At 71.3% G+C, this 13,910-nt stretch carries 1 protein-coding gene; it reads left to right on the forward strand.

All coding sequences use genetic code 11. The annotated features are described in order from the left end of the window. The first annotated feature begins 23 nt into the window (after positions 1-23). Positions 24-13,892: a WXG100-like domain-containing protein gene (locus BR98_RS01925; protein ID WP_157537316.1), complete on the forward strand. Its 13,869-nt coding sequence runs from the start codon at positions 24-26 to the stop codon at positions 13,890-13,892. Positions 13,893-13,910: the final 18 nt, after the last annotated feature.

Below are 13,910 nucleotides of genomic sequence, written 5' to 3' on the forward strand. Positions count from 1 at the left end.
CTGGTCAGACCCTGGAGGCCACCGTGAGTATCCAGTTTCCGCCGGAGTTGGACTGGCTGGCCACGGTGGCCGCAGGCACCTTCCCCAAGCTGGACGAGGACGAGGTCACCGCCCTGGCCGGCACCACCTCGGTCTTCGCCGAGGACTTCGGCGGCCTCTCCGGCGAGGTGCAGATCGCGCTGGCCGGAGCCGCCGGATCGGTCGGCGGGCAGGGCGGCGGCTCCTTCGACGCGTACATCAAGAACCTGACCAGCAACGGCCCGCAGGTGCTCAGCGGGATGCAGCGCCAACTGCACGACGTGGCCGACGGGTTGCGCGAGACCTCGCTGGCCGTGGTGACGGCCAAGCTGCAGGTGATCGAGATGCTCTGCTGGTTGGCCGGTGAGCTGCTCTGGGCGGCGGCCATGGCACCGTTCACCGGAGGCGCCTCGGAAGCCGCCGTCCCGGCCATGGTGGAGGCCACCCAGTCGGTACTGGTGTCGGTCGGACGCGGCGCGTTGAGCGCGATCCTCAAGGGCGCGGCGAACATGGCCGGGATGGACGCGCTCACCCAGGCGATCGAGATCATGAAGGGCGACAAGAGCTCCTTCGACTTCGGCGAGGTGCTCAACGCCGCCGGGATGGGCGCACTGGCCGGCGCGCTCGGCGTGGGCTTCGGAATGGGCGGTGGAAAGCTGTTCGGGAAGTTCGGCGAGACCTTCACCGGCAAGGTGGTCAACGGGGTGACCGTCGGGACCGCCTCCAACTACCTGACCCAGATCATCAGTTCGGCCGCCACCGGACATCTGGACACCAACTACCTGGGCGCCGTCAACGGTGCCTTCGGCGGCGCGTTCGGCGCGGCGTTGCACGGGCACGAGGGCGGCCCCGCGCGGGGGCCGGGCGGACCGGACGGACTGCCCACCGACGTGCTCCCCAAGGACCTCGGCAAGGTGCCGGTACCCGACGCCAAGTCCGAACTCACCGGCCCCGCAGCGGGGTTCTACGCAGGAGGCAACCTTCGGGACGCGACCGGGATGCCGCTCTGGGTGCAGCCCAACGAGCACGGCTCGTACCTGGTGCACTCCTTGGGGGACCTCGGCAGGGAATCCACCGGTGCTCCCACGGAGGCACCCGCTCCCTTCCCGCAGGAGGCATTCTTCTTCGCCGTCAAGGACCTGCCCAACACACTCATCCTCGGCACCCCCGAGCAGGTCCACATCGGCGCCAACGGTGAGCCGGTGGTGGCCGGCGGTCTCGGCGAGCACCTCGACCACGTCTGGCAGAACGTCCAGCAGCAGCTGCCCGCCGAAACCCCGCTCCCCACCCAGGTGCTGCTCACCTCGCACGTCAGCCCCGTCGAGTACCAGGGCCTGCAGCAGTTCGCCAACACCCATGGGGTGGAGGTCCTCGCCCCCGACGGCACGGTGAAGCCCCTGCTCGACGGGAAGGGGCTGGTGGTGGAGCGGCCGCCGCTCGACATCCCGGGCGGCTCGGGCAAGCCGGCCGAGGGCGGCTGGCAGGTGATCTCGCCGACGGGTGCCGGTGCCAAGGCCGTTCAGAACGCCACGGGCGGCGGTGCAAAGGCCGTTCAGACCGCAACGGAGGTCGCACCGCACCCCGCCGTCACCGAGGTGGTCACCGGAAAGCCGGCGGTCGGCGCGGCCAACACGGTCAGCACCACGGGTGAACCTGTCCCGTCCCACCTCGGCGAGACCGTCCCCACCAAGATCACGCCCACCGAGGCCTTCCCGGCAAGGACTACCCCCACCGAGGCCGTCCCCACCCAGACCACGCCCGCCGAGACCAGGGCACCCGGATCCGTCCCCCTCCGCCAGGAGCCCTCCACCACCACGGAACTCCCCAAGCTCCCCAAGCTCCCCACCACCGTCGAGACCGCCACCCCCACCGGCAAGGGCCTGCCCGAGGCCCAGGCCACCCGCGCGCCCGAACACCCCGCCACCACCGAGCTACCCGTCACCACCGAGCAACCCGCCACCCTCTCCATCGGCCCCCAACCGCAGCGCCGCACGGTGAGCTTCGCGGACCTCGCCCCCGCCCGCTCCAGCACCGAGCCCGCCCACACCCCGTCCGAGGAGCCCTGGCACCTGCCCGCCAAGCGGGAGGCGCTCTGGCAGTCCTACCTCAGCGACCTCCGCCGGCAGACCGGTGGGGACCACGGCACCATCAGCCCGATCACCCTCGACCACGCCGAGCAGTGGGTCTACGAGCGGGTCAACCACGCGCTGGACCAGGCGGTCGCCGAGTACCGGGGTCCGAAGGACCTCGCCTCGATGTCGGCCTATCTGGAGGGCCACGAGAACCAGGCCCTCGCCACCGCCTGGCACGACCTGCTCGGCCAACTCGGGGTCCACACCGACCAGCTGGCGGGGTCGCTGCACCTGCCCGGCGGCGAGAGCCTGCCGCCGCTCCCCCACGCGTCGCAACCCCACGCGTCGCAACCCAACAACTCGCAGCCTCACGACTCGCAGCCCGCACCCTCCCAGCACTCCGGTCCGACCGTCCCGCTCTCCACCGGTGTCTGGTTCCCCCGGGAGCACCCCACCCCGCTGCAGCAGACCGCCGCCCACGCGATCCCCGGCGCCGAGGGCTGGCAGTTGCTGGTCGGCCACGGCGAGCCCGGCCGGATCGAGATCAACGGCCAACTCCACGGCGTCGACGCCGTCCTGCCGCACCTCTCGGACGCCGAGAAGCAGGCCATCATCACCTGCTACGCCGCCGCCCCGGTCAACGGCGGCCCCTCGCTCGCCCACCAGGCCCACCTGGAGAGCGGCAAGCCCACCCTCGCCCCCACCCACGAGGCCATCGTCACCACCACCGGCGACGTCATCTCCGGCACCATGGGCATCGACACCAGGACCGGCCGACCCGTCGTCCAACCCAAGGGCACCTGGACCCTCTACGAGAACGGCCGACCCCGCACCATCGACACCCCCTCCCTCAAGGAGGCCTGGCAGCAGCTCGACGCCACGGTCAAGGTCAACGGCCCCGCCCCCGCGGAGGCGGTCGGCTTCGTCTACGGCGTCAGCCAGGCCCAGCACGACGGCCTGGCCCGCTACGGCTACGGGACCGTCCAGGGCCATGTCCCGAACGCCCACCGTCCGGACTCCTTCTTCACCGCCCTCACCGACATGGCGACCCCGCACCTCACCACCCACCTGGGTGGGCGGCGGCCGACCGAGGTCCGACTCCGCCGAGCGCTGCACGAGGCCCTGCAGGCGGACCTCAACGGACCGGACTCGCGCTACACGCACTTCCTGGCGCCGAACGAGACCCCCGCCCAGTTGCTCGACGACCTGCGCGTCCCCGGCCGCTGGTCACCCCAACTCGGTGAACTCGCACCGCACCTGGCCGCCGACGTGTTCCACCTCGACCTCGGCGTGGTCGGCGCCAACGGCATGCCCGAGGGTGTCGGCCACCTGTTCGGACCGCACCGCACCGGGCACCCGGACGGCAACCCCTTCCTGTTCGTCCGGGTCGGCGACAACCACTACCTGCCCACCCAACGCACCCCCGGCGGTGGACCGTTCACCGCCCTGCCGCACCCGAACGAGGTGCACGGGCTGGTCCAGAACGGGCCGGCACCCAGCCACTGGACCCGGCCGCTCACTCCGATCGAGCAGCAGTTGGTCCACCAGGCGGCACAGGACGCGGTCCGCCATCCGCAGATCGAACTGCAGGTCCAGGAGCAGACCACGGTCGCCCATCTGCAGGGCGTCACCGGCGCGTTCGGCGACCGGCTGACCGTGCAGGGCCGCAATGTGCGGGGCCTGGTGGAGCAGGCCTTGGGCGGCGACGCCACAGCGGTCGCCCAACTTGACGCCCTGGAGCGGATCTCGCACGCCCACCAGCAGGCCACCGGCGCCCCGGGACCGCTGAACGAGGTCGACCACACCATCGCGATCCACACCGCGGTCGGCCGGACCAACACCCCCGGCGTCGCCTACCAGGACGCCACCACCGCCGCCCGGGTGCACGCCTACCACGAGCTGCGCGACCAGCTCGATGATCCGAGCAGTCTGCCGCCGCCGCCCGGTGGCGGCATCCGCAGCCGGATCGACAGCCTGTCCACCGCCACCCGCAGGGCGATGGACACGGCGGGCGCCGCGGCCCGCGCGAAGGTGATCGCCGAGGCTCGCGGCGCCGTCCCGCCGCTGCGACTGGCTCCCGACACGCCGCCCGAGGCCCGCCAGGCGGCCGAGACCCGGCACGACCAGCAGCTCCAGGCCGCGGAGAACGCAGTCACCGTGCCCGGTGGCCGGGCCGACCAAGCCGAGCGGCAGGCCCGCGACGCCGTGCTGCGCCAGCGCGCCGCCGGCATCTACGGCAACGACCAGCTGGACCGGCTGAGCTGGGCCTCGCTGGCGCAGCACCAGCCGCAGCTGGTCGCGCAGCTCGAACGCGCCGGCAACACCCGGGCCCGGATCGTGCAGCACGGCATCGAGGCTCCGGTGCGCGGCCCGGCGTCCACCGCCGCCGAATGGCGGATCCGCAGCGGCGCGGCCCGGCAGGAGCAGCTCAACGCCGACCCGCCGCGCCAACTCCCGTCCGGTTTCGGCGAGCTGGACGGTGCGGGAACCCGTCAGTACCCGCTCGGCTACCGGGGCCGGGTGATGCGGTTGGGCGACGCCTGGTTCGGCGACGACAATGCCATCGCCACCCTGGTGCGCAACACGGTGCCGCCGACCGTGCCGGCCACCGTCCGCGACGCGGTGAAGACCGCCGTGACCGAGCAGTTGACCACCCTCGGCAGCCGCGCGGTGGCCCAGCGGATGCTGGAGGACGGCCTGAAGTTCACCGTGACTGTCGACGGCCGGCAGCACGAGGTCACCGTCGGCCTCGACCTGGGCGCGGTCGAGCACGCGCACTACGTACCGAAGATCGACACCCTGCGCGGGAGCCAGGACGCACCCTCCGCCCAGCAGACGCCGATTGGCCAGAAGCACCACGGCGCGGTGGAGGGCGACCACGAGAACATCGCCGGCACCCGGATCGGCGGCTCGAGCAGTCGCTCGATCACCGTCAACGGCAACATCACCACGCACTTCGGCGAGCTGCCGAGCAAGATCTTCTCGGCCACCGCCGAGATCGGCCTGACCGGCGACAGCAACAAGAGCTGGTCCTTCGGCAACGACGGGGTCTCGGCCACCAAGCGGTTCCTGGACGTGGGCGGCAAGGAGTCCCAGTTCGACTTCCCCGCCGGGACCTTGACGGTGGAGATCAAACCGGCCGGTACGCCCGGCGCGGGCCAACAGCGCTCCGCGAAGGTACCGGTCCGGGTCGGCTTCCCGCAGGAACTGACACCCCGTCAGCCGGACGGCGGCGGACCGGTGCTGCCGCACACCCCGCGCGGTGCCGGCAACCCGGTGCTCGGGATCACCCCCGGGCAGCTGGACGGCGGCGGCGCGCCGGCCCGCAACACCGCCGACCGGGTGCACAAGACGCTGGGCACCGTGATGCACATCCCGGAGTCCATCTCCGGGCTGGGCGAGCTGCGCAAGGACCTGGTCGCCAACCTGCCCAGCCACACCGTCACGCTCGGCTCGGACCTGCACAACGGCATCCAGCACTGGCTCAGCGAGACCAACCTGCTGCGCAACTACGGCGACATGAACACGGTCGGCGCCATGTCGACCGGCTTCACCACGGCCGACGGCAAGGCGACCGCGCACCTGAACGTCAAGTCGCAGATGCTGAGCGCCCAGCGGATCGGCGAGGACCCGGTGCCGATGAAGGAGGAGAGCCAGCGCTGGGTCAACACCAACAGCAGCACCAGCCAGGGCGGCGGCATCGGCCTGACCCCGATCAAGGGCAACTTCGGTTACACGATCGGCGATCCGTCGGCCGCCTTCGGTCTGAACCACTCGGCCGGCTTCGGCTTCAACATCGGTGCGAAGCTGTCCTCCACCCGCACCACCAACGAGAACACCGGCGCGGGCGAGGTCCGTGGCCTGGTCTACGACGGGGAGAGCCGGCTCTACCGGCTGACCACCCGGATGACCGTCGACGTCACCACCGACCTGAAGGGCTTCGTCAACGGCGCGGGCCCGCTGGCCACCCGGGACGTCACCACCTTCGTCCGGGTGCCGCTGCACGAGGCCGACCGGTTCGAGGCGCTGATCAACCGGGAGACGGCCGGGCCCTACAGCAGCCACGCCTGGCAGACCGCCAACGCCCAGGTCCCGCGCGACCGCGACCCACGGCCCGACGACCCGGTCGCGCTCCAGCAGTTGACCACCGCCGAGGCCCAGGTCAAGCACCCGCCGGCCTCGCTGGCGGCCAACCAGGGCATCGGCTTCTCGGGGATCAGCAAGCTCTCCGGCGCCGAGCGGGTGATCCCGGAGATCGAGGAGACGCTCAAGCAGGTCGAGCACTCCCGGACCTGGGCGCCCGAGTGGTCGCCGTTGGAGAAGGCCTACCTGCGCCGCCAGTTGCTGGTCAAGTTCAGCCGCGAGGCGATGATCAACCGGGGTACCGCGCTGTTCCAGCCCGGCGGCGTCAAGGAGCGGCTGTACCGCCCGGTGGACGGCGGCACCGAGGTGATCACCATCCAGGTGAAGGCCGAGAAGACGGCCGTGCCGCCGGTGGCCGGGCGGGTGGAGCACACCAAACTGGAGCTGATGCCCGCCGGGTTCGCCGGGCACGGCGGCAGCGACGCGCTCTCCTCCACCATCAGCGGCGCGGTCAACGGCGGCTTCACCGGCGGGATCGGCGGCAGGACCGAGGACAACCTGCGCCAGTTCGGGCCGTCCGGCGAGGTCTCGTTCAGCTCCACCAAGTCCGCCGCGACCGGCAGCAACACCTCCGGCTTCCAGCTGAAGGCGATGCTGTACAGCGGCCCGGCCCGGACCTTCGACTACAACGTGGAGTACGTGGTGAAGGTCGGGGTCAAGCACGTCGCGACCGTGACCCCCGGCGACTGGCCGAAGATGGCCTTCGACAAGGTCAAGTCGCTGGCCCGGCCCGCCGATCCGAACGCCGCCACGATCGTCACCGACCACGGCGAGCGCAGCCTGGCGTACCGGCTGAGCGGCAGCCCCGGCAACGAGCACCAGGTGCGGTTCGTGGTGCCGGAGGGCCTGGCCCGGGACACGGCGGCGCCGAACCCCAACGCCGGTGCGCTGACCCGGCACGCGTACAACGTCCCCGCGCCGCAGCGGCCCACCCGGCAGAGCCCCGACTTCCTGTCCACCGTGCGGCTGCCGGACATCCCGGCGCCGCTGAAGGCCGCGCACACGCCGCTGAACGGCGACGACCTGGTGATGGAGGCGATCGGCTCGCACCACCTGGAGGCCGAGGTGAACACGCTGCTGACCCAGGTCGGGATCAAGCCCGAGCACGCCGGTGACATCGCCTGGACCGCCACCGGCACCGAGATGCTCACCGGCGCGCAGGTCCGCGGCCCCTCGCCGATCACCGCCACGATGGTCCGGCAGGGGGTGATCAAGGACAAGAACACCGTCATCCGGATCGAGGGCTTCCCGCTGAACGGCGCGCCCACCCCGCACAGCCTGCGGACCACCAAGATGGACGTGGCCGAGGGCGGCGCCAACGTCACGGGCACGCCGGGCGAGTCCAGTTCCAGCAAGTGGAAGGTGGGGGTCAGCTTCGGCACCCAGGCCGGCGCGAACCACGGCGACCAGAAGGTCTTCCCCGGTCTCGGCCGGCAGGGCGACATCGGCTCCCTGCCGAACCGGAGCACCTCGCACACCACCGGTCTCGGGCCGGTCTCCGGCCGACTCACCCAGGTGACCGAGAACTTCACCGAGCACAAGGCCGACATGCTCTACCGGATCACCGTGGTCCGGCAGGACAAGAACATGTTCGGCTCCAGCACGCCCAAGGTGGCCGGCGGCCTGATCCAGGTCACCGACGGCCTGCACTACCTGCGCAGCGGCGACCCGCACGTCGACCCGCACGATCCGGCGATCCGCACCGCCGCCAACCCGGCGCCGCAGAACAAGCCGACCCTGATCCGCACCAGCGAGCCGGTGGCCCCCAGCGCCGTCAACCCGCCCACCCGGCGGCCCACCGACAAGGTCGTCCCGCACTTCCCCGCCACCCAGCACGACCTGAACGAGATCAACGCCGGCCGCCCCGGCAGGCAGCTGCCCACCGACCCGCTGGTCCCGCACGCCGCTTCCTCCGAGCGCCTGCTCGTGCCGCCCTCCAACACGCCGCGCCCCTTCGAGGTCACCGGCGACGGCAACCCGCTGCTGAGCAGCGTCCAGAGCCTGCTCCAGCACCACGCGCCCGGCACCCTGGAGGACTACTGGCAGGTCTACGACCTCGGCGGCGCCAAGGAGCAGCCGGTCCCGACCAAGCTGTCCACGCTGCTCAACCTCGGCTCGTCCGAGGCCCTGTTGGACACCATGCTCGGGCCCGGCCTGATCCTGCACACCACCAAGAACAACTTCCTCAGCAACGACCGGACCTGGATGCTGCTGCGGGCCACCCGCGACCCCGAGAAGAAGGGCTACTACTACCTGGAGGACGTCCAGGGCGCCAACTCCGTGCGCTACCACTTCCGGCTCAACCAGGAGGCCGAAAGCCTGAGCAAGCCGCGCGGCGTGGAGTGGTCCAGCAGCGCGAGGATCGCCGAGACGCCGGAGCACGCCGGCCGCTTCGACTCGGCGGCGATCACCCCCGGCGGCTCGCTGGTGAAGTCGAGCAGCAAGGGCAGCTCGGTGAGCAAGGTCGACGCCAGCCGCAACACGCTCTTCGTCGGCGGGCCGGCCAGCCGCTACGCCGGCGAGCTGGGGATCGACATCGCGATCGTCAAGTCGAACAACCCCTCGCGCCTGGTGAACACCCTCGGGCTCACCCTGCCCGACAAGATCTCGATGCTGCTGCAGAAGAAGCTCGACATGTCCAAGGCCGACGGCCACGCCCCGGTCACCCTCACCGAGCGGGTGCTGATACCCGATTCGCTGCAGAAGCCGGACATCGAGCCGTACCTCCCCGGTCCGACCCATGTCGCGGTCACCGAGGTCGCGCCCAACGCCCAGGTGAACGCCCTGGGCAACCGGCCGCTGCCGATCACCGGCAAGCAGTTGATGGACCGTCAGGTCTTCAACCTGGGCTTCGACCACGACAAGCTCCAAGTCCTGGTGGACGAGGCGCTCAAGCGCCTGGCCGGCAACGTCCAACCGATCAACCACTCGGAGAACTTCGCCACCCAGCGGATCGTCAGCCACGGATCCCGCACCCGCGACGCCCTGTTCGCCATGCTCTCGCACCCGATGATGACCAACGAGCTGGAGTTCCTGGTCGACGACAAGGGCCTGGTCTCACCCCTGCTGGCCCGCGAGGGCGGTCTGTTCACCGACACCCACGCCAAGGTGACGATCAAGGTCGAGCCGTTCGACCCACGGATCGGCAACCACTTCGACGGCGGACTGGAGTCCGTCTCCTACCACTTCAACGAGACCGGCCAGAACCGCTCCGGCGGCAACGGCTGGGGGCTCAACACCTCGGCCGGCTTCACCGACAAGTCCGGCAGCCTCGACCCGAACCTGCCCGCCGACTCGCACGACGCGCAGAAGGAGACCGGAGCCCTCAACCTGGGCATGAACCAGAGCAACTCCAAGTCGAGCTTCGTGGTGCACAAGGACATGCCGCGCACCACCGCACGCAACCGGGACGTGCCCTGGCTGCGGGTGAAGAACGACGCGCTGGTGCGGATCAAGGTCGAGGCGCGCAACCAGCGCGGACCGATCGACCTGCCCGGCGGCACCACCGAGCTGGCCTTCCACGTCCGCAACGGCCTGGACCTCGCGTTCAGCCCCGAACTCGCCCTGCAGATGCTGGACTCGCACGCGCTGCACGAGCACGGCACGCCCACCCCGTCCGGCGTCTTCATCCCGGCCAAGGGGCTCGGGCACTTCCCCGACGACGGCGCGCAGCAGCTGCAGGCCGCGTTCGCCTTCCCCAAGGTGGACAACGCCACCGTGGTGCACGTGCACAGCGACCCGGCGGCCCCCGGGAACTTCCTGGTCGGGAACCAGTCGCTGACCCCGCAGCAGTTCAACGACCAGGTGCTGCGCCACCAGAACCTCCCGGACGGGCACCTGCTGGTCTTGGTCGGCTGCGACCTCAACGTCCCCCTGGCCGACGGCCGCACTCCCGCGCAGATCATCGGGGCCGCCAACCCAGCGGTGCACCTGATCAGCGGGACCGGCGACGCGCACAGCACGCCGAGCGGCTCGGCTCTCGCCGGGAGGTTCCAGTACGACGCCAACCACCGGTCACAGGCCGGCAGTTGGCAGCGCGGCGACTGGACGCTCCGGCCGGCCGGCGGCGGCCAGCCGGTCAGCCTGGGCCACGACCTCACCGGGGCGCTGAAGGACGGCCTCGGCGCGCACATCCCGGGCGCCAACTTCCCGGTGACCGAGACCGGCAAGGCGCTGCCACCCACCAAGACGGTGACCTGGGGCGGCGGGGCGGCCAAGGACTTCCCGACGCTGAGCGCCGCTTCCCCGACGTCACACCCGACGTCACACCCGACGACGGTGCCACAGATCACGGTCACTGACACGAGCGCGGCCCACCAGCCCGCCCGCGGTCACGTGCCACAGGAGACCGCCCCTCAGCACCCCGCCCCCACCACCGCGCATCCCGGTCGCACCTGGTTCCCGCGCGAGCACGCCACCCCGCTCCAGCAGACCGCCGCCCACGCCGTCCCCGGCGCCGACGGCTGGCACCTGCTCATCGGCCACGGCGAACCCGGCAAAATCGAGATCAACGGCCAACTCGTCGGGCTGGACGGAGTGTTGCCGCACGCATCCGGTGACAAGCAGGCCTTCATCACCTGCTACGCCGACGCCCCCGTCAACGGCGGCCCCTCGCTCGCCCACCAGGCCCACCTGGAGAGCGGCAAGCCCACCCTCGCCCCCACCCACGAGGCCATCGTCACCACCACCGGCGACGTCATCTCCGGCACCATGGGCATCGACACCAAGACCGGGCGACCCGTCGTCCAGCCCAAGGGCACCTGGACCCTCTACCAGGACGGCCAACGCCACACCCTGGACACCCCCTCCCTCAAGGAGGCCTGGCAGCAGCTGAGCGCCACCGTCAAGCCCGGCGGCCCGGCCCCCGCCGAGCCGGTCCCGTTCGTCCACGGGGTCAGCAGCGCGCAGCACGAGGGCCTCACCAACCACGGCTACGCCCCCGTCGAGCACCAGGGCTCCTTCTTCGACTCACTCAGCCACACGGCGTCCGACCAACTGGCCCGGCACTTCGGCGGCACGCCGCCCACCGAGCCGATGATCCGTCAGGCCATGCACGACATGCTGCAGAGCGAGCTCACCAACCCCGAGTCCCAGTACACCCAGTACCTCGCCTCGCACCCGGACCCCGAGCAACTGCTCAACGACCTGCGCACCGGCGCGAACTGGCCGCCCCACCTGGTCGAGATCGCCCCCCACCTGGCCGCCGACACCTTCCGCCTCGACCTCGGCGTGGTCGGCTCCGACGGCCAGCCGCTCGCCGCCGGCCTGCGCGAGGACCTGCCCCGCACCGGGCACCCCGACGGCAGTCAGTTCCTGCTGGCCAAGGTCGACGGCGACCGCTTCCTGCCCACCGAGCGGCTGCCCGGCGCCGAGGGACCTCGCACCCCCTACCACGAGGCCGGGCACCTGCTGGCGGACCTCAAGCAGTCGGTGCACATCCCGGACATCCGGGAACTGGACTCCACCCCCGGGCCGCTGGGCGTGGACCTGTTCGGCCGGCTGCAGCCGCACGACGTGCCGGAGTTCATGGTCGACCCGAACACCGGCCGGCCCTACGACTACGCGCACCTGACCCCTGACCAGTCCGCGCAGTTCCTGCACCAGATGGACATGCGCTTCGACGTGACCGCGGAGGAGATGGACCCGGCCTCCTTCCAGGTGGCGGAGGGCAGCCTGAGCGTCACCCACCACCGCACCGACCTCAAGTGGGCGCCCAACCCGGAGATCCCGCCGCTGAAGTCCGCGAAGGTGCAGATCCCGGGTCTGGTGCACGCGATCTGGTTCGGCGGCCCGCTGCGCGAACACGGGCCCTCGGCCGGCTTCTTCGCGCGCTTCGGCAACGCCGCCAGGAAGTTCGACGGCCAGAGCGTCTTCGTGCTCTGGACCGACGTGCCGCGCAGCAGCCTGGAGGCGGTGCACGGCCTCTCCGAGCCCCCGGCGGACCAGCACCTCGCCGACGTCTGGCACATGCGCAACTGGGCCGACGCCAACAACATCCGGCTGGTCAACGTCTTCGAGGTGTTCAACAAGGCCCGCCCGATGGGCCTGCACCAGGAGATCCTGACCGAGCTGCAGAAGGCCACCGGCCCCGGCTGGGCGGCCGCCAGCGACGGGCTGCGGGTCGAGCTCGAGCGGGTCTTCGGCGGCGAGTACAGCGACGGGGACAACACCATCGAGAACATGCTGGGCCTCGGCCAGGCCGCGCAGAGCGAGGCGGCGTTCGCCGCCCACGCGGACGGGAAGATCTTCGGCAACTCCGCCTTCGTCGCACCGCCGGACCACCCGTTCTTCGTGGCCACGCACGAGCGGTACGCCGCCAACTACCAGAAGACCCAGCCCGAGCTGTACGGCGAGACCGTGCTGCAGATGGACCCGAAGTTCTTCACCACCCCGCTCGGCCGCCCGCGCCGCAACTCCGTCATGCTGCGCACCGGGCCGGACGCGATCGTGCCGGTGGCGGCGAAGTTCGGCTGGTCGCCGGCCGCCAAGCTGCCGCGGATCACCGGCGTCAAGATGGGCACCGACGCGAGCTGGCTGGCCAAGGACAACCGGCCGCCCCGGGTCTGGACGAAGGCCGAAACCCTGGACCTGACCCAGCAGGTCGTGCACACCATGGTGCGCAGCCTCTACAACCGCAACGGCGATCTGAACCTGTTCCACGCAGCCGACGCGATCGCCCGGCACCCGCAGCCGAAACTGGTCTGGGAGGGCGCGATCAAGTTCCTGGCCTCGCGCGAGGACCTGCGCCCGCTGGTGCGCGGCGTCACGATGGAGGAGGTCCGGCCCGGCGACGAGCCCAACCGGGTCCTCGAACTGCCGCCGGTCGTGCACAAGTTCCTGCAGAAGCTGACCAACGAGCGGGCGCCGATCGGGAACGACCAGGGCTGGTGGCTGGGCGCCCAGTCGATCCCCGTGCACCTGCGCGGCAGCGTCGGCCCGGTGGTCGACATGTCCACCGGGGTCTGGTTCCCGCCCAAGGACGCGACCCCGCTGCAGAAGGCCGCCGCGCACGCCGTCCCCGGCTCCGAGGGCTGGCAGCTGCTGGTCGGCCACGGCGAACCCGGCCGGATCGAGCTCAACGGCCAACTCGTCGGCGCCGACACGGCCTTGACCCACATCCCGAACGCCCGGAAGCAGGCGTTCGTGGCCGGCTATGCGGCCGCCCCGGTCAACGGCGGCCCCTCGCTGGCCCACCAGGCCCACCAGGCCAGTGGAAAGCCCACCCTGGCCCCCACCCACGAGGCCATCGTCACCACCGACGGCGATGTCATCTCCGGCACCATGGGCATCGACAGCAGGACCGGCAAAGCCGTCGTCCGGCCCACCGGCACCTGGACCCTCTACGAGAACGGCCAGCCCCGCAGCATCAACAGTGCCTCCCTCAAGGAGACTTGGCAGCTGCTCGAGACCACCGTGAAGATCCACGGCCCGGCCCCCAGCGAACCGGTCGGCTTCGTCTTCGGCGTCAGCGGCGCGCAGCAGGGTGTACCAGCAGCCTTCCCCACCCTCACGCTCGGCGGTCCCGGCGACCCGCCACCGCTCCCCGAAATGTCCGAGGTACCCGAGCCGCCCACGCCGACCACCCCGCCCGAGTCCACACCGCCGCCGACCGGCCCGGCGCCCGGCAGCATCGCCGCGATCCTCACCGGACGGAAGTGACGCTACGGGCCGATCCCC

Source organism: Kitasatospora azatica KCTC 9699, assembly GCF_000744785.1.
Classification (GTDB): Bacteria; Actinomycetota; Actinomycetes; order Streptomycetales; family Streptomycetaceae; genus Kitasatospora; species Kitasatospora azatica.